The following is a 26,058-nucleotide window of genomic DNA, read 5'->3' as shown; positions in this document are numbered from 1 at the left end:
TTTATTGTACATAGTTCAGTCACCGCTTATTAGTAATTTTAATGCTATATACACAGAAGTTTTCCCTATTCCTTACTATTGCAAAAAAAACACCATCCTAATTCTTGAAGATGGAGTTTTGAGTAATCAGTCTCTTTTCCTTATTTAAGTATTATCGGATGTTTAGTTAATTTTTTATACCGATAATTCACAAAAACTGCAGCTAGAATCCCTAAAGTTGCGATAAAACAATCAAATAGGAATATATGCGATATATCTCCACTTTTAGCGATTAACCCTGTTGCGATGGGTAAGACAACACTCGCTAAACTAGAGGCAGTTGAAACGATTCCCGTTACAGTTCCTTTTTTCTTCCAGAAAAGCTCAGCCATTATTGCAATGGTTAATTGAAAAATTCCAGCTGTAGAAGCTCCAAGGAAAAAAGAGGTTACGCTTAGTACAAGTGGTGTATGAACGGTAAGAATAACAATGACAGCTATTAAAGTAATCATTGGATAAAGTAAAATGACCGTCACAGGTTTCAGCCATTTTTTCAACAAGACGGATAAAAGCAGAACAGAAATAAGGGATCCAACGCTATAATAGCTTAACAATTTAATCGAATTGGAAGCAGACATTCCAGCGACTTCTTGCCCAAAACTCGGTAACCAGATTTGCGAGACTGTAAACAAGGCAGTAGATGTAAAACCAATAATAATAAGCGCTAGCCCTTCTTTCCAGAATTCAGGTTCACTTATAAACTTACTCAATTGCAATTCGTCTTCTTTACTATTATGACCGTCTTGGATTTTTTGAAATGAAGTAAAAAACAAAAATATCATGTTTAAAAAATAGATAACCGCCGGTAATAAAAAAGCATACCCATAAAACAAATTGTTTTCAGAAAGAAACAAGATGATAAATGGTAAAACTGTTGCGCCAAGTGAAACAAAAGCCTTAACCATTACGCTTGCGGAACTAGCAGATTTCGGAAACATTTCTGTAAGCGCTGGATATGTCCCCGCATCCATGGCAGAGTTAGAAACACCCGCAAGTAACGCAAACACAAAGGCTATCTCATAAGTTGGAGAAAATGGAATCCCCACTAAAAAGAATAACATGACAATAGTTGAGACAATGATTAACGGTTTCCTTCCAAATCTATCTGACAATATTCCTGTTATACCATACGTAAGCAATCTTCCAATACCTATTGCAGCAATAAGATAACTGATGCCAGTTGAATCTGTATCCCACTGTTCTGTTAAAGCGACCATGTTCGAAGCGAGAATTATATTGACCATCCCTAATAGAAAATAGTTAATATACATCCCTGATGCCGCTTTAAAATACTGATATTTCATTAATTACCCCCCCATAGTAAATCACGATGTAATTTTTCTCCCATTAAAGAACACGAAAGTTTGAAAAAATGAAATCTCTAAAAAAACTTAATCTGATCTTTTAATTACTGTATTTTTTTATAAAAATACAGTTTTCAATCCCCATTATGATATCCCATAAAATTAAAAACAATTTTTCAAAAAAAGAGCTAAGAAAAACAGGAAGTACACTCCCTGTTTTTCTTAGCTCCGAGGTCTATTGCATTCATATGCTGTAAGTTCCTTAACACCAAACACTAAAAAACAATTGAGTTCAGCAGGGGTCGCAAAAAACCTCTATTACTATAAGCTGGAGAGCAACCTCCACAGTGGAAGCTTATTAATCTGCAAAAATTTGCTCTTTAATATAATCAACAGGCATTTGTTGACCTGTCCACAATTCAAATGCTAAAGCACCTTGCCAAAGCATCATTCCAAGACCATTAATCGCTGTAGCCCCGGCAGCTTCAGCTTGTTCCATAAGTTTTGATTTACGTGGAATGTACACAACGTCTGTAACAATTAAATCAGAGCGTAGCATTGATTCGTCTTGAATGACACTTAAGCCTTCAAGTGGTTTCATACCAACGCCTGTTCCATTTGCCAAAATATCACTAGTTTCGATTTCAGCTCTTAATTGTTCAAGGTTCTCAAGTGGATACACATTTGCTTTCACATTTAAGTGCTTCATATCTTCATTAATGATTCGTACGTTTTCTTCTGCTTGTGGGAAGAAAGCATCATCACGCGCAAAAATGCTAATTTCAGCAAGTCCTTCTAGTGCAGATTGAATAGCAATAGGTGTAGCAGCGCCACCAGAACCGATAAGAGTCATTTTTTTGCCTTTGATATCTATACCATGTTCTTTAAGGTTGCGAGTATATCCCATTCCATCCGTACTGTGACCGACGAATTTCCCATCAACATTGACAACTGTATTAACCGCTCCTGAAAATTTAGCACTGTCTGCCAATTCATCTAAGTGTGGAAGGATTTTCATTTTATTTGGCATTGATACATTAAAACCTTTTACATTTAATGCTCGCATTCCTTTTACAGCATCCTCCAATGATTCATTTCCAACTTCAAATGCTAAATAAGCACAGTTTAATCCTAATTTATCAAATGCTAAATTGTGCATAGCTGGTGATAAAGAGTGTCCGATAGGTGTTGCTAAAAGTCCTACTAATTCTGTTTTTCCATTAATACGTGCTAAACTTTCCATGATTCAATCCCCCTGATGTATGATTCATAAAATTTTAAATAAATTCCTTCTAGGAAGAAATCCAATGAATTAAATATTTTGATCAATAGTTTCTAAAACACTTCTTAATTGAGATACAGGAATTTGTCCAGGTGCCGATGCTTCTTTTCCAGCACCAAATGTACAAGCTGAACCAAATACCGCACCGGTTAACCGGCTAACCAGGCCTGTCCCCGACATAGACATGGTAATAAACGGACGATCCGCATATTTAGTTTTCATCGTGTGAGTTGCATCTAATAAAACAAGTAGATCGTCTACACTTTGAGGCATGACAGCAATTTTTGGAATATGAGCTCCATACTCCTGCATTTTACGCAGTCGGTAAATGATTTCTTCTTTTGCTGGTGTCTTATGGAAATCGTGGTTACACATAATTACGTATACACCATTTTCCTCAGCAACCTTTACAGTTGCCTTGACATCTGACTCTTCATAAAATAATTCTACATCCACAAGATCAATATTCTTTGTTCGAATCGCTGTATGAAGTAATTCAAAATAATATTGATCCGTAATTTCTTTGTTGCCACCTTCTTTATGACTTCTAAAAGTGAAAAGAAGAAGAGTGCTCGGTAAGGCTTTTCTTAGTTTTGAAATCATTTCCGAAACGGAGTTTAAGCTTTCAACATGTTCATACACATCTACTCGCCACTCAATGATATCTGGCTCCAAAGATTTTACCGTTTCAACTTCTTGAAGTAGCTCTTCTTGAGTTGTCCCCATTAATGGAACAATAATCTTTGGAACGCCTTCTCCGATTTTAACGTTTTTGATGGTAATCGTTTGCATGGATTTTTCCCCTTTTTATCATCAGTGAGGGCTTTCGAACCTCACTGATGTTTGTTAGTAAAACCTGTAAAAGATTATGACCTGACTTATGACTTTTTTAAACAGATGGAACTTTAATCACCTTTTTATAACGATAGGCAACAAAAACAGCCAATAAAATACTAACGATTGCAATTCCAACATCAAACAAGAATACAGCAGTTAGACCTGCACTCTTAGAAATCATACCTGTAATGAATGGTATGATAATAAAAGCTGAACTAGCTGCAATGTTTACATAAGATGTAATGGTTCCTTTATTAGCTGGGAAGAATTCGGTAATAATTGTCATGGCCAATTGGAACACACCTGCAGTTGATAACCCAATAAAGAAAGCACTCAAAACAGTCATGAATGGTTGCTGAATATAAATAAGAGACAATAAAGATATTGCGGCAATTACCGGATAAATAATCATAACTGTTATAGGTTTTATTACTTTATTTAATAAAACTGCTAGTAAAATGACTGAAACAAGGGACCCAATGCTATAGTAACTAAGCAATTGAACAGATTTAGCCTGTGTTAGACCTAATACTTCTTGTCCAAATTTAGGGAGCCAAACTTGTACAAGCATGAATAGAGCAGTTGATGTAAAACCTAGAAGAATAACGGCCAATCCTTCTTGGCCAAACTTTGGTTTTGATAAAAATTGTGGTTCAGCTGTTTCAACTTTATCCTCACTTTGGATATCACTTGGAGTTTTATGATTCGGGAATGATACCCTAAGTAAGAAAAATCCATTAACAAGGTAAACAGCTGCCATCAAGAAGAATGTATATCCGTAAAATAGATCTCTAGCAATAAAAAACGCCATAATAAATGGAAGAATTGTTGCACCAATTGAAACAAAAGCTTTAATTAATACAGTTGCAGAGCCTGCTTTCTTTTGGAAAGCTTCAATAAGTGCAGGATACGTCCCTGCGTCTAAAAATGAGTTAGCGATACCAGCACATATTGCAAAAATAAATGCTAATGTATAGTTAGGAGCCAATGGTATTCCCACTAAGAAAATCAGGTAGATGAAAGACGCCGATACAACAAAAGGCTTCCTTCCTAATTTATCCGACAGTCTTCCAGCAAAAAACAGAGAAACTAACTTACCAATACCTATTGCTGAAACCAGGTAGCTAATTCCTGATGTACTCGTATTTAACTGGTTGGACAAATTCTCCATATTTGACCCAATGATGATGTTGATCATACCTAAAATAAAGTAACTAATATATAAACCTATTGCCATTTTTATATATGGATTTTTCATAAAACACACCCCTATGTTAGTTATTCAAAAGTTGTCAGAAATGCAACTTAGTTATTAAGCTCTTTCTTAAAGCTTCCCCCTTGCGCCAGTATATTTAAGAAAACGAACGATAAATATAAGCTTAAACATTTTTAGTATATCGTTCTACTAAAATTTTTTAATAGTTAGTATATCGTTCTACTATCAAGTCAAAGTTAGTATATCGTTCTACTAAATACTTGAACTCCCTCGCTGGATTAATTGGGCCTAATGCTGTTCAAAATGAAATCAGTAGGTCCAAATTAAATACGTAAACACAACTGTAATCCATACCCTTTACTGGAGTTACTGACTTAACTATATTTAGTATATCGTTCTACTGAAGTTATTATACTGCGCTAATTAAATTGTGTCAAACTTATGAAACAGTCCCCTCTATTCATAAATTTGCATAGGCTAGGCATTTAATCTCTTTGCCTATTTCAAGGAAATTCTGTTTCTTTAAAGAATGCTACTTTAAACTCTCTAAAACTCCTTTCTTTAGAGTTGTATTGACGATTATTCCTCAACACATTCTTAACCGAGTGAGACCTCCTTAAGGATGGTTTGTCTTCTATGTGCTCAGGACTCCGTATGTTTAATGAAGTGTGTATTGTGACTAATTTTAACTCTAAAATATGTTTTTCTCATATATTTTCTTTTATCAATATCCCAGTTACAGAGGCGACAGAGCAGTGTGTTTCCACTCTACAGTGATAGATAAAAACCATTTACCCTTTTTCACCTTTGAAATTTTGGCACCTGCTATTTTAGGCTCTACTGGCTTTAAGGTCTAATATTGAATTCACAAATTTTTTGTTGTAATAAAATCAGAATTTACCGAACCCCAGCATATATATAATCCATGAAAAAATCGGGACTATTACCAACCATCGATTACTTAACCATTAAATTTCTTAAAGATTTTTATTCGATACTCTTTCCCATTTTATAAACACAAAAAAAGACCAGCCAAGGATGGCTGATCTTTTCAAAATGGCTTGGCGGCGTCCTACTCTCACAGGGGGAAACCCCCAACTACCATCGGCGCTGAAGAGCTTAACTGCCGTGTTCGGAATGGGAACGGGTGTGACCTCTTCGCTATCGCCACCAAACAATAAAGGAACGTTGTTCCTTCAAAACTAGATAATAAGAAGGTATTTCATTTTTTAAAGCGTGGTTAAGTCCTCGATCTATTAGTATCAGTCAGCTCCACATGTCGCCACGCTTCCACCTCTGACCTATCAACCTGATCATCTTTCAGGGATCTTACTAGCTTGCGCTATGGGAAATCTCATCTCGAGGGGGGCTTCATGCTTAGATGCTTTCAGCACTTATCCCGTCCGCACGTAGCTACCCAGCTATGCCTTTGGCAAGACAACTGGTACACCAGCGGTGCGTCCATCCCGGTCCTCTCGTACTAAGGACAGCTCCTCTCAAATTTCCTGCGCCCGCGACGGATAGGGACCGAACTGTCTCACGACGTTCTGAACCCAGCTCGCGTACCGCTTTAATGGGCGAACAGCCCAACCCTTGGGACCGACTACAGCCCCAGGATGCGATGAGCCGACATCGAGGTGCCAAACCTCCCCGTCGATGTGGACTCTTGGGGGAGATAAGCCTGTTATCCCCGGGGTAGCTTTTATCCGTTGAGCGATGGCCCTTCCATGCGGAACCACCGGATCACTAAGCCCGACTTTCGTCCCTGCTCGACTTGTAGGTCTCGCAGTCAAGCTCCCTTGTGCCTTTACACTCTACGAATGATTTCCAACCATTCTGAGGGAACCTTTGGGCGCCTCCGTTACTCTTTAGGAGGCGACCGCCCCAGTCAAACTGCCCACCTGACACTGTCTCCCACCCCGATAAGGGGCGCGGGTTAGAATTTCAATACAGCCAGGGTAGTATCCCACCAACGCCTCCACCGAAGCTAGCGCTCCGGCTTCTCAGGCTCCTACCTATCCTGTACAAGCTGTACCAAAATTCAATATCAGGCTGCAGTAAAGCTCCACGGGGTCTTTCCGTCCTGTCGCGGGTAACCTGCATCTTCACAGGTACTATAATTTCACCGAGTCTCTCGTTGAGACAGTGCCCAGATCGTTACACCTTTCGTGCGGGTCGGAACTTACCCGACAAGGAATTTCGCTACCTTAGGACCGTTATAGTTACGGCCGCCGTTTACTGGGGCTTCGGTTCAAAGCTTCGCTTGCGCTAACCTCTCCCCTTAACCTTCCAGCACCGGGCAGGTGTCAGCCCCTATACTTCGCCTTGCGGCTTCGCAGAGACCTGTGTTTTTGCTAAACAGTCGCCTGGGCCTATTCACTGCGGCTTTTCCGGGCTATTCACCCTAAAAAGCACCCCTTCTCCCGAAGTTACGGGGTCATTTTGCCGAGTTCCTTAACGAGAGTTCTCTCGCACACCTTAGGATTCTCTCCTCGCCTACCTGTGTCGGTTTGCGGTACGGGCACCTTACATCTCACTAGAGGCTTTTCTTGGCAGCGTGGAATCAGGAACTTCGGTACTATATTTCCCTCGCCATCACAGCTCCGCCTTAATGGAAACGGGATTTGCCTCGTTTCCGGCCTAACTGCTTGGACGCGCATATCCAACAGCGCGCTTACCCTATCCTTCTGCGTCCCCCCATCGTTCAAACGATGTATAGGTGGTACAGGAATATCAACCTGTTGTCCATCGCCTACGCCTTTCGGCCTCGGCTTAGGTCCCGACTAACCCTGAGCGGACGAGCCTTCCTCAGGAAACCTTAGGCATTCGGTGGAAGGGATTCTCACCCTTCTTTCGCTACTCATACCGGCATTCTCACTTCTAAGCGCTCCACCAGTCCTTCCGGTCTGACTTCAACGCCCTTAGAACGCTCTCCTACCATCGACACCATACGGTGTCAATCCACAGCTTCGGTGATACGTTTAGCCCCGGTACATTTTCGGCGCGGAGTCACTCGACCAGTGAGCTATTACGCACTCTTTAAATGATGGCTGCTTCTGAGCCAACATCCTGGTTGTCTAAGCAACTCCACATCCTTTTCCACTTAACGTATACTTTGGGACCTTAGCTGGTGGTCTGGGCTGTTTCCCTTTCGACTACGGATCTTATCACTCGCAGTCTGACTCCCAAGAATAAGTATTTGGCATTCGGAGTTTGACTGAATTCGGTAACCCGTTGGGGGCCCCTAGTCCAATCAGTGCTCTACCTCCAATACTCTCATCTTGAGGCTAGCCCTAAAGCTATTTCGGAGAGAACCAGCTATCTCCAGGTTCGATTGGAATTTCTCCGCTACCCACACCTCATCCCCGCACTTTTCAACGTGCGTGGGTTCGGGCCTCCATTCAGTGTTACCTGAACTTCACCCTGGACATGGGTAGATCACCTGGTTTCGGGTCTACGACCTCATACTCATTCGCCCTATTCAGACTCGCTTTCGCTGCGGCTCCGTCTTATCAACTTAACCTCGCATGAAATCGTAACTCGCCGGTTCATTCTACAAAAGGCACGCCATTACCCATTAACGGGCTTTGACTACTTGTAGGCACACGGTTTCAGGATCTATTTCACTCCCCTTCCGGGGTGCTTTTCACCTTTCCCTCACGGTACTGGTTCACTATCGGTCACTAGGTAGTATTTAGCCTTGGGAGATGGTCCTCCCTGCTTCCGACGGGATTTCTCGTGTCCCGCCGTACTCAGGATCCACTCAGGAGGGAACGAAGTTTCAACTACAGGGTTTTTACCTTCTTTGACGGACCTTTCCAGATCACTTCATTTACCCCGTTCCTTTGTAACTCCATGTTGAGTGTCCTACAACCCCAAGAGGCAAGCCTCTTGGTTTGGGCTAATTCCGTTTCGCTCGCCGCTACTCAGGAAATCGCATTTGCTTTCTCTTCCTCCGGGTACTTAGATGTTTCAGTTCCCCGGGTCTGCCTTCAGTACCCTATGTATTCAGGTAAAGATACTGTTCCATTACGAACAGTGGGTTTCCCCATTCGGAAATCTCCGGATCAAAGCTTACTTACAGCTCCCCGAAGCATATCGGTGTTAGTCCCGTCCTTCATCGGCTCCTAGTGCCAAGGCATCCACCGTGCGCCCTTTCTAACTTAACCGTTAAAAAAGATCTTACTGATGCTTTGAAAAAATTAATTGCCTTCTATCTATTATCTAGTTTTCAAGGAACAAAGAAGAAAGAATTCCATCACTACGTGATGAGATCTTTCGAATCTGAATGAATTACTCATTCAAAACTGAACAAAACAAAAGCGCTCTCGTATTTATCCTTAGAAAGGAGGTGATCCAGCCGCACCTTCCGATACGGCTACCTTGTTACGACTTCACCCCAATCATCTGTCCCACCTTAGGCGGCTGGCTCCATAAAGGTTACCTCACCGACTTCGGGTGTTACAAACTCTCGTGGTGTGACGGGCGGTGTGTACAAGGCCCGGGAACGTATTCACCGCGGCATGCTGATCCGCGATTACTAGCGATTCCGGCTTCATGTAGGCGAGTTGCAGCCTACAATCCGAACTGAGAATGGCTTTATGGGATTCGCTTACCTTCGCAGGTTTGCAGCCCTTTGTACCATCCATTGTAGCACGTGTGTAGCCCAGGTCATAAGGGGCATGATGATTTGACGTCATCCCCACCTTCCTCCGGTTTGTCACCGGCAGTCACCTTAGAGTGCCCAACTGAATGCTGGCAACTAAGATCAAGGGTTGCGCTCGTTGCGGGACTTAACCCAACATCTCACGACACGAGCTGACGACAACCATGCACCACCTGTCACTCTGTCCCCCGAAGGGGAACGCCCTATCTCTAGGGTTGTCAGAGGATGTCAAGACCTGGTAAGGTTCTTCGCGTTGCTTCGAATTAAACCACATGCTCCACCGCTTGTGCGGGCCCCCGTCAATTCCTTTGAGTTTCAGCCTTGCGGCCGTACTCCCCAGGCGGAGTGCTTAATGCGTTAGCTGCAGCACTAAAGGGCGGAAACCCTCTAACACTTAGCACTCATCGTTTACGGCGTGGACTACCAGGGTATCTAATCCTGTTTGCTCCCCACGCTTTCGCGCCTCAGTGTCAGTTACAGACCAGAAAGTCGCCTTCGCCACTGGTGTTCCTCCAAATCTCTACGCATTTCACCGCTACACTTGGAATTCCACTTTCCTCTTCTGCACTCAAGTTCCCCAGTTTCCAATGACCCTCCACGGTTGAGCCGTGGGCTTTCACATCAGACTTAAGGAACCACCTGCGCGCGCTTTACGCCCAATAATTCCGGACAACGCTTGCCACCTACGTATTACCGCGGCTGCTGGCACGTAGTTAGCCGTGGCTTTCTGGTTAGGTACCGTCAAGGTACCAGCAGTTACTCTGGTACTTGTTCTTCCCTAACAACAGAACTTTACGACCCGAAGGCCTTCTTCGTTCACGCGGCGTTGCTCCGTCAGACTTTCGTCCATTGCGGAAGATTCCCTACTGCTGCCTCCCGTAGGAGTCTGGGCCGTGTCTCAGTCCCAGTGTGGCCGATCACCCTCTCAGGTCGGCTACGCATCGTCGCCTTGGTGAGCCATTACCTCACCAACTAGCTAATGCGCCGCGGGCCCATCTATAAGTGACAGCAAAACCGTCTTTCCATCTTCTCTCATGCGAGAAAAGAACGTATCCGGTATTAGCTCCGGTTTCCCGAAGTTATCCCAGTCTTATAGGCAGGTTGCCCACGTGTTACTCACCCGTCCGCCGCTAATCTCAGGGAGCAAGCTCCCATCGATTCGCTCGACTTGCATGTATTAGGCACGCCGCCAGCGTTCGTCCTGAGCCAGGATCAAACTCTCCGAAGAAATGTTTGACTTGCTCATTTTGCTTTTTGATAGTGTGTGCTCACTTAAAAAAATTAACGTTGGCGCTTTGTTTTGTTCAGTTTTCAAAGAGCAATATGTTCGCCGCTCTGTTAGCGACTTTATTATCATAACACCTTTCAAACAACATGTCAACAACAAGTTTCATCTTTTTTCTTTCTTGTCGTCGTTGTCTCAAGCGGTGTATTTAATATACTAGCACCTGCATACAGACAAGTCAATTTAATTTTGGATATTTCTTCATTTTATTTCATTGACTCTCATCTTCTTCTATATATAATGAAAATCCATATCATTCTTTATAGGTAAATAGGTTAAACTATCGGGTTTTTATCTCCTATCTTTCATCTTAACCTTAAAGACTTATCCTGTTAATCTGGATAAATTGAAACAGGGGGCAACTTATTACTGTTGCCCCCTGTTCCATAACCCTTATTTATTGAAAGAAATAATGTTAGCTTCTTCTTTATCTACTTTTCCACTCTTTTCAATCTTCACGCTTTCTCCTTCAGAAAGGTTGGTAAAGACGATTGGCGTGATTATAGAAGTGGCATTATTTTTGACATACTCAATATCCACTTTAAGTAATGGCTGTCCGCTTGTCACCTTATCTCCTTGAGCGACAAGTGCTTCGAAGCCTTTACCTTCTAATTTAACTGTATCTATTCCCACATGTATTAAGATTTCACGTCCCGCATCAGAAACAATGCCTATTGCATGTTTAGTCGGGAACAGATTAACGATCGTTCCATCTACAGGTGAAACAACTAACCCATCCTCCGGTACGATTGCAAAGCCGTCACCCATCATTTTTTCAGCAAAAACCGCGTCAGGCACCTCGGTAATCGGTTTGATTTCTCCTTTAATAGGTGAAATAAAACCCTCAGAACCAGTATCTGTCCGTAATGGTTTTGGAACAATGTCCTCAATTTGATCCTCTACACCCTTTTCAGGAGACACTTCAACTTTACGAGGTCTTTTTCCATCAATTATATCTTTCATTTGTCCTTTAATTGTTTCAGAACGAGGACCGAAGATGGCCTGGATGTTATTCCCTACTTCTAGTACCCCTGCCGCACCAAGTTTCTTCAATCTATTTTTATCAACGTTATCAATGTTATTTACTGACACACGCAGGCGGGTGATACATGCATCTAAGTGAGCGATGTTTTCTTTTCCGCCCATTGCATCTAAGATATCTCCAGGAAGACTTCCAGCTGTACTTGTAGACCCTTCTTCTTCATCCTCTTCTTCCACTTCACGACCAGGAGTTTTAAGATTAAACTTCCGAATCGCAAATCGGAATCCAAAGTAATAGATAAGCGCAAAGACTAATCCAACCGGAATAACAATCCAAGCATTCGTTTGAGGATTAATCAAACCGAACAGTACGTAGTCGATTAAACCACCTGAGAACGTCATCCCGATTTTCACATCTAGTAAATGCATAGTCATGAAAGAAAGACCAGCAAACACACAATGAATACCGAAAAGTATCGGTGCTACAAATAAGAATGCAAATTCAAGTGGTTCTGTAATCCCAGTCAAGAACGATGTAAGTGCAGCCGAAGCCATCAAGCCACCGACTATTTTCCTTCGTTCTGGTCGAGCTTCATGATAAATAGCTAAAGCAGCTGCTGGCAACCCGAACATCATAAATGGATACTTACCAGTCATGAAGGTACCAGCTGTTAAATTCTGTACTCCATCTTTAATTTGAGCCATGAAGATGGCTTGGTCCCCTCTGACTGGATTCCCACCTGCTTGAGGGATATAGCTGCCAAATTCAAACCAGAATGGGGAATAGAAAATATGATGCAATCCAAACGGAATTAACGCCCGTTCTACCACTCCGAACACGAATGCTCCAAGAGTTAGGTTAGCACCCAACATATTTTCCGAAAATGCATTTAACCCTGATTGTATCGTCGGCCAAACCAAAATCATCAACAACCCAAGTACAACTGCGCTTGCAGCTGTTACAATGGGTACAAAACGTTTACCGGCAAAGAATCCTAAATAAGAAGGAAGTTCAATTTCATAAAATTTATTATACATTATTGCAGCCATGACACCGACAATAATACCGCCGAAGACGCCCGTTCCCAAAGTTGGAATTCCAAGAACATTGCTATACACAGCACCATTGTTCTCAATGTCAGCAGCATCAATTCCAAGTACCGTTCCCATTGTTACATTCATAATCAAGAACCCGATGATCGCTGCCAGCCCGGCAACACCATCTCCACCAGCTAACCCAATTGCGACCCCCACAGCAAACAATAGCGGAAGATTTCCAAAAATAATATTTCCGGCATTCTCCATAACCGATGCGACCATTTCTACTCCACCACTTGCAAGAAACGGAGCGATATCCAACAAAGTTTCGTTTTGCAATGCATTACCAAACGCGAGCAAAATTCCGGCCGCTGGTAAAATTGCCACAGGAAGCATCAAAGCTTTTCCGATTTTTTGCAAAACACCAAACAACTTCTTAAACATAGGTTTTCCTCCTCTATACTGTTTTTAGGCTAATAAAAACGTTTACATTATAATGACTGAATTCATCCTCTTATGTGTCTGATTTTGGAATACAAAAAAGGCATAAGCAAAGATAGGATTGAAATGAAAATTCAGGTATATAATACCCTCTTTCAGAACAATCATTCTCCTCACTTATGCCTGATCGAATCAGTAACACGTAAGTTAATGTATTTTTATTTAATTTTCTTTTGCAATCGTTGAATATGCATCGTTAGATAGACAGCTTCCGCATCAAAAACCGGTTTGCCTAATTTCTGTTGCATAATTTTTATTAGCTTCCATGAAATATTGTAACACAATGGATATTCTTCTTTCAATAGCAATGCGATTTTTTCAGGTTCGTCTACCTCTTCCCCTGCCATTACACGGTCTATCATGAACCTTAAATGACGAACCAGACGCGTATAATCAACGCTATCCTTATTAATTTGTACTTCCAACTGTTCTTCAACGACTTGGATAAGATGATAAATTAGTTGCGAGTGCTGATTGACTTCCGAGAGGTCTTTATTCGCTATTGCACTATGAATATGAAGCGTAATAAAACCAATTTCACCTTGTGGCAGTCCTATACCTGTCTTATCTTCGATTAGGTCAATGACATCAACTGCAATATCATGTTCAAAAGGATAGAGGGTTATCGTTTCTTTTAAGAATGGGTTTTTAATAGTCATTCCTTGTGAAACACGCTGAAGGGCGAACAGTAAATGATCGGTTAATCCGACATGTATATGTTCATTAAGTTTCCCTGACACTCGATTGTTAATAAGATGAATGGATTCTATTATTGCTGCTTGCAGATTTTGATCAATCTTTGGCAAAAGCTTTTTGTAACTTTCCTGTTCTTTCACATTTTTTAAAACAAACGTTTTCTCTGCAAGATCTGGACTTAATTCTTCGCCTTTCTTTCGGTTGAATCCTATGCCCTTTCCAATTGAAACGACTTCACCATACGACGAATGAGTGGCAATTACCACGTTATTGTTCAAAACCTTTTCAACGATAAAACCATTCATTATTCTCCCTCATTTTTTCGAAAAATCATCCATATGTCCTATACCGGATAAAATACTTGGTACTTTTACTATACACGAATTGACCTTTCCCTTACAACATGAAAGAAGGGCCCCATAAACGGGACCCTTCTCACTTGCTCTTATTATTACTTCAAGAAAATAAAGTATAGAAGGAAGACGACTCCAAGACCCCACATAATTGGATGAACTTCTTTCGCTCTCCCTTTCATTGACATCGTGATGGGATAAAAGATAAAACCACAAGCAATCCCTGTTGCAATCGAATATGTCATCGGCATCATGATAACTGTGAAGAAGGCTGGTACTGCCACTTCAAACTTATGCCAGTCAATGTTTTTAAGTGAGGATGCCATTAATACACCCACTATAACCAACGCTGGCGCAGTTACCGCTGATGTCACAACGGAAAGAAGCGGGAAGAAGAAAAGGGATAGGACAAATAGCAAACCTGTAACCACAGCTGCAAAACCGCTTCGGGCACCAGCAGCAACACCCGATGTTGACTCTACATAAGATGTTGTAGTTGATGTTCCTAGAATTGCACCTGAAACGATGGATAGAGAATCAGCAAGCAACCCTTTACCTACTCTCGGAAGAATATTATCCTTCATCAAACCTGCTTGCTGAGCAACAGCCACTAACGTACCTGCTGTATCAAAGAACGCTACAAATAAGAAGGTTAAAATAACGATTAACATTTGACCAGTGAATAGCTCACCTGGATTTCCGAATGCATCAAATGCAACTCCAAATGTTGGTGCAATGCTTGGAACTGCCCCGATTATTTTATCTGGAACCGGCACTTGTCCAAATATCATTCCTGCGATAGCCGTAATGACCATCCCTATGAACACGCCGCTTTTTACGCCTTTTGTCATTAATATAACAGTTACGACAATCCCGAACACAGCTAATAAAGTATTTCCTGATGTTAGGTCACCTAGACCGACAAGCACGCTATCATCATTCGTAATAATTCCTGCATTTTGGAACCCTACAAAGGTAATGAACAAGCCAATACCCGCTCCAACGGCATATTTCAATTCAACTGGAATTGCATTAATAATTTTCTCTCGTATTCCTGATAGAGACAGTAGAACGAAGATTATCCCTGAGATCAAAACTCCTGTTAGAGCTGTCTGCCATGGTATTCCAAAACCAAGTACAACGGTAAAAGCAAAGAATGCATTCAAGCCCATACCTGGAGCAAGAGATATTGGATACCTGGCTATGAGCCCCATCAGTATTGAACCTATCGCAGCGGCTAAGGCTGTCGCGGCAAAAACTGCTCCGTAATCCATTCTTAATTCATCTGGGTAGTCCTCGATGCTTTGTAAAGTTAACATCACAGGGTTTACAACCAGGATATACGCCATAGAAAGGAACGTTGTTAAACCACCCAGTATTTCCCGACGATAATTAGTTCCCAGTTCATTAAACCGAAAGTAATTCTTCATTATGAGTCTCCCCTATCATAGAATCGTAAGCCAAAAGGAAAATGCCCCATTCGCTTCCGAATCGGGCTTGACTACTAATATGTAAAGAAGTGGCAGTTATCCTAACTCACCAATTCATTCACATCGTAGTCAAGCTGTTAACGGCAGCCTGGTAGAAACTTTTGGGCCATATCCCCAATATTATACGACAATTATGTTTTTTTATTATTATAGGTATAGTGTACCAGTCACAAAAATAATCGTCAATATCTTAAACGAATATTTTATATGTAATTTTAGACAATGTTCGCTTTTGGTCCTAATTATAATGATTATACACCCATAAACATACGTAAAATGTAAGCATTCAACCTATCCTTCCCCTTTTTCACTAGTCTAGGAAACCTATTTTAATAAACGAATCATGCTAAAACTGGATAAATAGAGCAACTTAACTTAAATAAAAAAATCAGTGAAGGTTAAACCCTTCACTGATCAGATGTTTTTATTCTATTCCCACTCGATAAAACATAAAAATTGATGTATATTGAAATGTCATTATAACAATGTTTACAGTAGTTTAAGAAAACTTTTAACCCATAAAATCAATTCTGATTGGTATCATGTTGGTATCACAAACTTTAAATAGACTTTATTTTGGGCTTTTTATTTCTTCTTTTTCTTTATCAATATCTTTTGGCGTATCAGTAAAACATACAGAGATGTTTCTCCCTCTGATGATTTCGTTAGCATACGGAAGTAGTTTTTGTGTTTTTTCATAGTTTTCTAAGCTACGCTTTTCGCCTCTTTTATCATTATCACGAAAACGATAAAAATAGATTTTTTCACGCTCATTATCAGAAGTAGTTGGATATGAATAAGAACATACCCTTCTATCTAGATTACGATCACTAGCCTTTGTTGGTATTGCACTATTTAGTGCATTAAAAAAATCAACAGGTCTAAATTCTCCGTTTTCTGAATAATTGATTTCTAAAAAATCTCGAAGTTGCTTATACAAATCTTCATCAAGCCTTTTTGGTAATTCAAATGCTTCAAAATTTTCACTTACCCTATGAATCAAAGGTAAATGTAAATATTCATTAGTCCTTTTTTTAAATAACCCCAACAAATATTCTTTCTGGGATGTTTGGTCATCATACGCCTTATTTTTCAAATTCACATAGTCAAATTTAAAAAGTGCACATATCATCAAGTCTTTATTGTACTTAATATCATTTATCACTTGATAATCAAGGCTTTCTCTTTTCATAGATTTAGATAGTGCGAAAAGATTATTTAATAAGATATAGGCACCCAAAATAACATCCCCTATATAAGTTCAGTTTTTCTTGCATTAATAATGCTTTTAAATTCGATACACTCTTTCCAGGTTTTATTACCTTGCAATATCATTAGGATAATTTTCCTCTACGATACTTATCCACTCCGCTACTCTATTTAACATATCCTGAACTTGTGTTTTTGTTAATCCTTCTTCTTCAGCTCTAATCCAAATATCCTCTATAATATACGGAAGGTTTTGTGGATATGAAACACTATCATTTCTCAAAATGTAACTTAAAATCGGTTCTCCATTTTTTCCCCCTTGCCCATTATGAGCTAAATGAGAAATTTTCCATCCATCTTTATTACGAATAACCTTATATCGGTCATAATGTCCCCATCTTCTTGTATAGATTTTCAAAGTAAACTCTTCATCTAAAGTAATATCCTCTGGGTCATTATTAGCATTAGAATCCTCTAGATATTTCAGTAAATCTTCCACAGGATGAATATGATAATAAAACTCTGGATTTTCTGGTTCCATCCCACTATTTTCAATCATATTTTTGTGATGTTTAGGTCTAGGCTCTAATTGCATATGTAGTTCATGAGATAAGTCTCCCATTTCACTAATAAGTTTCTCCATACGGTCTGATGGTATTTCTGATGTTTTTCCAGCAAAATATCCCATAGCCTCATTATATAAATTTTGTATTTTTTCTTTCACTTTTTCTTGTTCTGAATTCAAATAGACCCTCATTTTATCTACCTCCTACCATGCATCAATATATGTACGCAACTGTACATTTTGATTTACAGGATGATTATAAATATTATAATTACTATCGCCGTAATCTAAGTCAAAAGAAAAAATTATATTTTCATTTTTACGGAGTGATAAATCTACAGGTTCTTCAACTCTTAAAACATTTTGATCTGCATCTTTGAAATTAAAAACAACGGAGTCTACGTTAATTTTATCATTTGTTGGATTAATAATTCTCAAAGCAACAGCTAATTTTCCTTCTCGGTTTCTACAACTTTCAATTTTCCAATTAAGCTTTTCAGTCTGAATTTTTTCATCGTATGCAAAATCGCTTACATTTTTAGCAGTCTGACTAACTAATTCAACAAACTCCATTGTCGGCAAACCTTTTACGGAAAATTCCTGTTTTATCCCTTCAACAAATTCACATAATCTGTCTTCATTATTTAATTTAAAGGCCATTTGGTTGGGATTAACCGCCCCAGCAATATTTTCATAATCAAAATTAGGAGTCAAAATAGTTGTATAATTTTTATTCAATATCCAACAAGCACCCATTTCATTTAAACATGCTGCACTATCATAATAATTTTTTGATAAAACAAATATAACTCGACCAGTTCCATTAAGTTTATCAGCTAAATAATCATATATATCAACATCATTCGGAATATGATAACGATTTAGCGAACTGCAAACTATATTTGGAATATGTAAAGGAACTAATAAATTAACTAACTCTTTTACATATTTTTCATCACTACTAGCATGGCTAATAAAAATTGTATCGGGGATACTTGTATCATTTTTTTCACTCGACATACAACTCCTCCTTAACTAAATCTCTAAACATTTTCTAAATAATATTCAAAATGACTTTTGAATTAATTGTACATTACTACATATAATTTTATAATTAAAATTTCATATATTTTATCAATAGGGAAATTAAGTTTAAAACTTCTGAATAGAAATCACTATACAATATAAATTTCCCATAAAAATAAAACTCTGGTATCACTCAAACAAAAAAGCTTGGAAAAACCTATCTACATAGGCTTTCCAAGCTTTTTAATTGCTATCTAATATCTATTCCCACTCAATTGTTGCAGGTGGCTTAGACGTAATGTCATACACGACGCGGTTTACGTGGTTTACTTCATTAACGATTCTTGTTGAGATGATTTCAAGTACATCCCATGGAATTCTAGCCCAATCTGAAGTCATTCCGTCAATGGATGTAACCGCACGAATACCAATTGTGTAATCATACGTACGAGCATCGCCCATTACCCCTACACTACGGATATTAGGAAGCACCGTGAAGTACTGCCAGATTTCACGTTCCAAACCATTATTTTTAATTTCTTCACGTAAGATATGATCAGATTCACGAACGATTTCAAGTTTTTCATCCGATATTTCCCCTAATACACGAATACCTAAACCTGGTCCAGGGAACGGCTGACGCCAAACGATTTCATCTGGAATCCCCATTTCACTTCCAAGTGCACGCACTTCATCCTTGAATAGAGTATTCAATGGCTCAATCAGTTTAAATTGCATATCTTCCGGCAGACCGCCAACATTATGATGCGATTTAATTGTTTGTGCAGTAGCCGTACCACTTTCAATAATGTCTGTGTAAAGTGTTCCTTGTGCAAGGAAATCAATACCTTCAAGCTTCGTTGCTTCATCATCGAATACGTAGATGAACTCATTACCGATAATTTTCCGTTTTTGTTCCGGATCGGAAACGCCAGCAAGTTTCGAAAGGAAACGCTCAGCTGCATCGACTTTAATTACGTTCATATTAAAGCCTTCACTGAATGTTTTCATTACACCTTCGGCTTCCCCTTTACGCAGCAATCCATGATCAACGAAAATACATGTTAACTGATCGCCAATTGCCTTATGGATCAATACAGCAACAACGGATGAATCCACTCCGCCGCTCAAAGCGCATAGTACTTTTTTATCTCCGACCGTTTGACGGATTTTTTCCATTTCGACTTCAATGAAGTTTTCCATGGACCAGTCGCCTTTGCAGCCACAAACGCCAAATACGAAATTTTTCAAAATATCATTTCCGTATACAGAATGACGTACTTCTGGATGGAATTGTACTGCATACAATTTACGTGACTCATCACTCATAGCTGAGATCGGGCAAGATGGGTTCGTTCCATCGATGGTGAAACCTTCAGGCGTTTCGACAACTAAATCACCATGGCTCATCCAGACAATTTGTTCTTTTGGCAGATCGCCGAATAACTTAGAATCATTTTGAATGGCAAGTGTTGCTTTTCCGTATTCACGGTTTTTAGCTGGCTCCACTTTTCCGCCAAAATGTTTCGTCATTAGCTGCATACCATAACAAATACCGAAAATCGGCAGACCTAATTCGAAAATGCGCTCATCGCACCCAAATGCAGATGCATCATACACACTGTTCGGACCGCCTGAAAAAATAATCCCAGTTGGATTCATTTTTAGAATTTCTTCTGCTGTAATTGTATGAGGATGAAGCTCACTGTACACACCAAATTCACGAATACGACGAGTAATCAATTGATTATATTGGCTTCCGAAATCAAGTACTACGATCATTTCCTGGTTTTTTTGCAATTCTGTTTTCCCCGGCACAAACGTCACCTCTATCAATGTAATTCACCCAAAAAATCGAGTGATAGTTTCTTATAAAAAATATTATCATAAAAAAAGAAAAACTAAAAATCCACCCTCAAAAATACACAAAAAGTACAGACGAAGGCAGATTTTCAGCTTTCCAGTTAAAATCCGCCTTCATAGTCAAATCATTTACGGTGATTCGGTAGAAACTTTCGATCCATATTATCGAGGATATATGAAGGATATATTAGTTTAAGTTATTGTATCAATATAATAAAAAGCTGGTCAAGAGCTAGTTTTTTTCATTAAGCTTTCCCAACTGATTTGTAAGTGCTCCCATTCGCCATTTTCAACGTCTCCACGGTAAATTATTAATTCGTAACGAGCTGTCAACTTCTGCATCTCATCTGTACCGTACACTGCATCCACATATGCGGCGTACTCCCTTAATGTTTGCCCTTCCGGACGTGCTAAACCAGCACGTTTTAATTGTTTCAATAATAATACATAGGCCGTCGTAAAATGAGAGCCAGATTTCTTTTTATAGCGGAGAATCTGCAGGTGCGGAATCCACTTCCTTCTAGAGAAATAACCAATTGTCACAAGCATCAGCAAACTTATGAGAGTGATAGAAGTCCATTTCAAGATTCCTTCCTGGCTTCCCACAAACCTGTCTCTAGATGATTGAGTATCCTTATCAGGGGTATCATGACGTTCACTAGTCTCCATCTTTTTCTGCTCTGCATTAGCTGGAGTGTCCGTCTCCGAATTCTTTATATCATCCTGTTTCAAGTCCGAATTGTAAAATTCAACTTCTCCAGTGAATCCCTTTGTTGGTTCAAAGGGAACCCAGCCAATTCCAGAAAAATAAACTTCTACCCAGGAATGAGCATTATTATTCGTTACCTTATAAACGGATTCACCCTTATAAATTGATTTTTCTCCTTCAGTATAACCCTTTACCCACCTAGCCGGTATATTGGCGGCACGTAGTAAGACGACCATTGCAGTTGAATAGTTGTCGCAATATCCAATCTGGGTCTCGAATAAAAATTGATCGACATAATCTTGATTTGCCTCCGGATACGCAACATCATCCTTTGAATAAACAAAATCAGGACCATCAAAATAATTTTCAATGGCTTTCGCTTTATCGTACCAATTTGTTTCATTAATTGTAAGCTGCGATGCCAATTCATATATTCGATTAGGTAAGCCCTCTGGAAGCTGAGTATTTTTATCCATTAAGACACCCATCGTTTCATCCGGCTCTGTGACCTTCCTTAGCTCAGCCATATCAAACCTCGGCATATCATAGGTCATTTCATATTCTTTCAATAGAAGGCTTTCGCCGTCTTCCTTTTCGGATATGATTTTGTCCATATCCTTATAAAACTTGAACTCTTTTCCTTTTTTACCCTTGACCTTTTTTAAATAACCTGACTGCGGATGAAGAATATGAGAATACAATTCCATCATGGATACTCTCGCTGACATTTCATCTGCTTTTACTACCTCCGGAATATCGTAAGTATTTAACGAAGTCATTTCCTGGCCGTTAGAAAAAGTAAAAAAGTCTATTCCCTCTAAGGAAACCCATCCTTTTCCAGTATAGACATCTTTGTTCTCCACTTTCCAGTAATGACCTGCAGGAGCATTGTTATAAAAGACAATAGAACTATCTGGCTCTATCGATCCGCCAAGTTCCGAATCATCTTCATCATACCCCACCCTTTTGTCTGTGGAACTACTATCTTCTTTCATCACTTTATCTGAATAAGAAGTAATATACGGAACTGGATCCCGCCATTGTGGAGAGAACTTAGGGGCACCAAAACCGAAAAGGACACTTATCAAAATCATCCCCGTTAGGATCAAGATCCATTTCTTGATAGGAGCCCTTGAAAACCTAAGCTGCTCCTGAATGGACAGACGCATCAAGGCCAGCAGACCGAGCATTGCAAAACCAATTATGATGATTCTTATCATTGCCTTATCACCATCATAGGGAGTAAATGTATCAAGTATCGATATAAAAATCACCGTTAACATAAAAAAGAAAAAGATACTTTGCTTCACCATCACCCAGTAATGAATCAAATATGTCACAAGCCAAAGAAGCAAGAAAAATAGAAAAGTTCGAAATGGATTTGAAAGTAACTCCCATTTGCCATCGTATATATTTGATAGATTGGCTGTAAAATCAAGCAGATTGCCTTTAAACCATGAAAATTCAAATAAAGCGGTTTTCGAATGAAGAAACTGTACTGAAATCATTATATAAACACTTAAGAGGGTACAGCGGATTAGCCAATGGAAGTGGAAATAATGCAGTAGTAGGGAAAAAATCACAAACAGAACAAAAACAACAATATTCCCTGTATCCGTGAGTTTCTCAACAGGCCTTAACCATTCTGTGATCAACAACAGACCAAAGGTATACAGAAGAACATGCATCCACTTTTCCAACAAGGGGGTTGAAACATTCATTTCATCATCACCTCTCGTCTGTCGTGTTGCAGATACCCCTGTTCAAGAAAGCAAACCTTTATTCCCCGTGATACTGCTGCTGCTCTTGATTTTTTTTCCTCATCTGTAAAGTCTGCTGGGTTTTTCACACAAAACAACGTTAATCCTTGATTAGCGCGGAATGCACTCAATACTTCTACCTTTTCTAATGTTAATTCCGAGACAATGAAAATCACAGCTGCGTTGGCCGGCAGAATTTCCTTCCTTATGATCCCGTTCCAAGTGGTTATCCTACTCGGTTTTTCTTTAGCAAGGCGGTTAAAAATCTTTCGTTTCTGGTTATTGCCTCCTCCAGTCGGTAAGATTTGCCTCGATCCCGTACTAGCGAAACCAATCTCTATGCCTTTTTTTAACATGGCATGTACAAAGGAAGCCGTCATTACAATTGCTTCTTCGAAGAAAAGCGATTCCTGATTATCAAGTATGATAAACACATCACGGTTTTTCTGAACTTCAAATTCCTTTGTCATGATTTCACTTGTTCTAGCCGTTGCCTTCCAGTTAATCCAGGATAACTGATCACCTGGCTGATACTCTCTAACTCCAGATACTACTGATTGTTCTCGCTGTGTTTTTTTTGTTGATCCCACTTGTCCCTGATTGAATACACGCTCAAGATCTCTGTAGGTAAGCTCATGATATGAAGGGAAAACAGTGATTTTTAAAGGTGAACTATATGTCGCTTCCTTTTCAAAGACGCCAAAAAAGTCTCCTGTCCTGAAACGGATTGTTTGAAATGTATGCTCACCCCGTGGCAAATTGTTCAAAGTATATGTCATACTGAATGTATGCCTGAAACCAGGAAAGACAAGTGTTTTTCTTTGCATCCCCCTATTTTCCAATTCCTTCGGCAACTCTTCCTCTACCATCAAATATAAAAGAGGCAGCCTGTTTTTACGGGTAACAGTTAAAGCTATTTCTACAGAATCGCCTGCTCGGCATTCTCTTTTACTGACCTTTCTCTCAACGATAATGTTATTAATCGGATAAAAAAGTAGAATCGTAGAGTACACAGCGAACGGCAAAAATGTATAAAAAATAAACCAACTGACAAAACCGCCTTGAAACATCGCAAAAGAAAAGGAAATCGCTATAAGTAATAACAAGCCAATCACACTCATGTTTTCCTTTAAGATGCTGATCAAGTTCCGCATTAGGTCACAGCTCTCTTCACAGGCACTTGAATCGTCGCGACAATCTCGTGAATCACCATGCCAGCATCCACTCCCTCATAATTCGCTTCTGGCTTCAGGATAAGTCTGTGGGCAAACACGAACGGTACTAAATATTGCACATCATCCGGTAGAACATAATCTCTGCCCTGCAAAAGTGCATAAGCTTGGGCCGCCTTCATCAATGCAATCGATCCACGTGGACTCACCCCTAAATATACTCTCTCATGCGTACGAGATCGATTAGCCAAATTAACAATATACCGCTTTATCGTGTCATCCACTATCACTGCTTTAGCCTCTTCCTGTAAAGCTATTAATTCCTCTAAAGTAATAACAGATTCTAACTCTTCAAGTGGTGCGGCATATTGAGCTCGATGCAAAACCTCAATTTCTTCGTCAACACCCGGATAGCCCATTTTCATTTTTAATAGAAAACGATCCAATTGCGCCTCTGGAAGTGGGTATGTTCCTTCGTACTCAATGGGATTTTGTGTTGCCATAACGAAAAAGGGTTTCTCCAATCCCCTTGTAACCCCATCAACCGTCACACTTGCCTCTTCCATTGCTTCAAGCAAGGCAGATTGTGTTTTCGGCGAGGTCCGGTTTATCTCATCGGCTAAAATAATATGGCCCATGATTGGTCCTGGTCTAAAAATAAATTCTTGTTCCTTTGGATTGAAAATTGAAACACCCGTTACATCTGAAGGTAGTAAATCAGGTGTGAATTGTATACGCTTAAAGTTTGCGCCTATCGATCTTGCCAGTGCTCTGACCATGACAGTCTTACCTACACCAGGAACATCCTCCAATAAAACATGCCCCCCAGAAAGAAGTGCTACGATGCTCAGTTCTGCTATATCTCGTTTTCCAATAATCACTTTTTCAATATTCCCTAAAATCTTTTCCAGTTTTTGATTTACCTGCTTATACATCATACTCTACCTCCTGAGATTACCCTATTACTCTTATATAACACCTATTATATATTCTTTATACTCGATATGCGTTTTACATTAACATCCAATTAAACCTTACATTGTAAGTTTACTAGATAATTCGCAAACCATAAACGAATTTCTCTAAAAATATTCATACTGCTTTAGGAAAAAGGTATGGTAAACTGTTGCTAAGTGAATATAAACCTTGCAGAAAAAGGTGCTGACTTGTCAGCTTAATAGGGAATTTGGTGTAAAACCGAAGCTGTTTCCGCAACTGTAAGTGCTAATGAAATAAGATAAATACCACTGTTTGAGGATAAAGATTCACATCGATAACCATTCATCCTGTTCAAATGGGAAGGTTCTTAGAGTAAAATGACGCACGGGCCAGGAGACCTGCCTTTTTTATCGTATTATGCTCTTCGGAAGATAGGAGGATTGTACGGCAATCTTCCATCTTTTTCTGTTACAGATACATAGGTGATTGATGCCGACCAATGCCCTTGGTCGGCTTTTTCTTTTGCTGAGAAAAGCGATACTGAGGTGATTCATCTAACTATGAAGAGGAGGAAGAGTTATGGCAAAAAAGGATTTTCGTTTTTTATGCTATCCATACATGCGCGAATCCGAGTCTACCGTCGATTATGAAATACGTACCGACTCTTTGACGACACAAATTGGCTTGGCCGCCTCGCTTACAAAGGATGTTCCGGATGTATACCGAGATTTAATGGAATTGTTGCCGATGGCTTATCATTTAAATGGTTCAGTCCGTGGGAAATTGGCCATTACCGACAATGATCTGAAACGTCTAAGTGCCATCTACGACCATTATGTCGCAGAAGTTAAAGAGCATATTGAGACATTCGTGCTTCCGCAAGGTTCAACCGCCGCCTGTGTTCTGCATACTTGCCGTAGTGAAGCCAAAAAGTCGGTCCGTGCTTTACACAAGGTTAGTTTAGAAATAGAAATCCCTGAAATTCTCTTTGATTACGCCCATTTGCTTGCAAATGTTCTATTCGTGATGGCTGTCTACGTCAATAAGCAACATGGTATTGAGGAGATTCCTTTTATCAGTAAATCATACCCAACCAAACCCATGAAGAAGAAAACGGAGGAATAAAT

The 26,058-nt window shown here is 39.8% G+C and carries 15 protein-coding genes, 3 rRNA genes and 3 riboswitches; of the genes, 1 reads left to right on the top strand and 17 read right to left on the bottom strand.

Annotated features, from left to right (window positions below):
- Window positions 1-140: 140 nt before the first annotated feature.
- The 17 genes from RE409_RS01950 to RE409_RS01870 all read right to left on the bottom strand — a co-directional run bounded on the left by RE409_RS01950 (window position 141) and on the right by RE409_RS01870 (window position 24,930).
- Window positions 141-1,343 carry an MFS transporter gene (locus RE409_RS01950; protein WP_201222353.1) on the bottom strand — a complete coding sequence of 401 codons (1,203 nt, stop codon included), beginning with the start codon at window positions 1,341-1,343 and terminating at the stop codon, window positions 141-143.
- A 358-nt stretch (window positions 1,344-1,701) separates the two neighbouring features.
- Entirely contained in the window at window positions 1,702-2,586 is an 885-nt protein-coding gene (locus tag RE409_RS01945) for a quinate/shikimate dehydrogenase (RefSeq protein WP_098178045.1), read from the bottom strand.
- 69 nt (window positions 2,587-2,655) lie between these two features.
- Entirely contained in the window at window positions 2,656-3,417 is a 762-nt protein-coding gene (gene aroD, locus RE409_RS01940; protein WP_116821329.1) for a type I 3-dehydroquinate dehydratase, read from the bottom strand.
- Between the two features lie 97 nt (window positions 3,418-3,514).
- Window positions 3,515-4,720 (bottom strand): MFS transporter, encoded by a 1,206-nt coding sequence (locus tag RE409_RS01935; RefSeq protein WP_201222354.1) that lies wholly within the window; start codon window positions 4,718-4,720, stop codon window positions 3,515-3,517.
- A 1,017-nt stretch (window positions 4,721-5,737) separates the two neighbouring features.
- Window positions 5,738-5,853, bottom strand: a 5S ribosomal RNA gene (gene rrf, locus RE409_RS01930).
- Window positions 5,854-5,914: 61 nt separating this feature from the next.
- Window positions 5,915-8,847, bottom strand: a 23S ribosomal RNA gene (locus tag RE409_RS01925).
- 175 nt (window positions 8,848-9,022) lie between these two features.
- Window positions 9,023-10,572, bottom strand: a 16S ribosomal RNA gene (locus RE409_RS01920).
- Together the 16S, 23S and 5S rRNA genes form the textbook arrangement of a ribosomal RNA operon.
- Before the next feature lie 450 nt (window positions 10,573-11,022).
- The gene (gene ptsG / locus RE409_RS01915) at window positions 11,023-13,092 is read right to left on the bottom strand and encodes a glucose-specific PTS transporter subunit IIBC (RefSeq protein ID WP_201222355.1); all 2,070 of its coding nucleotides are present in this window, start codon (window positions 13,090-13,092) and stop codon (window positions 11,023-11,025) included.
- A 215-nt stretch (window positions 13,093-13,307) separates the two neighbouring features.
- A complete protein-coding gene (glcT, locus tag RE409_RS01910; RefSeq protein WP_201188409.1) occupies window positions 13,308-14,150 on the bottom strand; it encodes a glucose PTS transporter transcription antiterminator GlcT in 843 nt (280 codons plus the stop codon).
- Window positions 14,151-14,296: 146 nt separating this feature from the next.
- A complete protein-coding gene (locus RE409_RS01905) occupies window positions 14,297-15,628 on the bottom strand; it encodes an NCS2 family permease (RefSeq protein WP_053348900.1) in 1,332 nt (443 codons plus the stop codon).
- 106 nt (window positions 15,629-15,734) lie between these two features.
- Window positions 15,735-15,836, bottom strand: a riboswitch (purine riboswitch).
- A gap of 423 nt (window positions 15,837-16,259) precedes the next feature.
- On the bottom strand, window positions 16,260-16,928 hold the full coding sequence (locus RE409_RS01900) for a DUF6037 family protein (protein ID WP_242485342.1): 669 nt from the start codon (window positions 16,926-16,928) through the stop codon (window positions 16,260-16,262).
- 78 nt (window positions 16,929-17,006) lie between these two features.
- Entirely contained in the window at window positions 17,007-17,642 is a 636-nt protein-coding gene (locus RE409_RS01895) for a hypothetical protein (protein WP_201250143.1), read from the bottom strand.
- A 24-nt stretch (window positions 17,643-17,666) separates the two neighbouring features.
- Window positions 17,667-18,482 carry a toll/interleukin-1 receptor domain-containing protein gene (locus RE409_RS01890; protein ID WP_201254176.1) on the bottom strand — a complete coding sequence of 272 codons (816 nt, stop codon included), beginning with the start codon at window positions 18,480-18,482 and terminating at the stop codon, window positions 17,667-17,669.
- Window positions 18,483-18,749: 267 nt separating this feature from the next.
- Entirely contained in the window at window positions 18,750-20,270 is a 1,521-nt protein-coding gene (gene guaA, locus RE409_RS01885) for a glutamine-hydrolyzing GMP synthase (protein ID WP_201188434.1), read from the bottom strand.
- A gap of 178 nt (window positions 20,271-20,448) precedes the next feature.
- Window positions 20,449-20,550: riboswitch (purine riboswitch) on the bottom strand.
- A gap of 26 nt (window positions 20,551-20,576) precedes the next feature.
- A complete protein-coding gene (locus tag RE409_RS01880; RefSeq protein ID WP_201250146.1) occupies window positions 20,577-22,781 on the bottom strand; it encodes a DUF4129 domain-containing transglutaminase family protein in 2,205 nt (734 codons plus the stop codon).
- A complete protein-coding gene (locus RE409_RS01875) occupies window positions 22,778-23,974 on the bottom strand; it encodes a DUF58 domain-containing protein (protein WP_201250147.1) in 1,197 nt (398 codons plus the stop codon). The genes RE409_RS01880 and RE409_RS01875 overlap by 4 nt, the downstream gene beginning before the upstream one ends.
- Window positions 23,974-24,930, bottom strand: a complete 957-nt coding sequence (locus RE409_RS01870; RefSeq protein WP_309558414.1) for an AAA family ATPase — start codon at window positions 24,928-24,930, stop codon at window positions 23,974-23,976. The genes RE409_RS01875 and RE409_RS01870 overlap by 1 nt, the downstream gene beginning before the upstream one ends.
- Window positions 24,931-25,131: 201 nt before the next feature.
- Window positions 25,132-25,352, top strand: a riboswitch (cobalamin riboswitch).
- 197 nt (window positions 25,353-25,549) lie between these two features.
- Between RE409_RS01870 and RE409_RS01865 the strand changes: the two genes are divergently transcribed.
- A complete protein-coding gene (locus RE409_RS01865) occupies window positions 25,550-26,056 on the top strand; it encodes a hypothetical protein (RefSeq protein ID WP_242486089.1) in 507 nt (168 codons plus the stop codon).
- The last annotated feature ends 2 nt before the right edge of the window (window positions 26,057-26,058 follow it).

The sequence above is a fragment of the Peribacillus sp. R9-11 genome (genome assembly GCF_031345095.1).
GTDB classification, from domain to species: Bacteria; Bacillota; Bacilli; order Bacillales; family DSM-1321; genus Peribacillus; species Peribacillus butanolivorans.
This window is presented reverse-complemented; position numbering and strand designations above follow the sequence as displayed.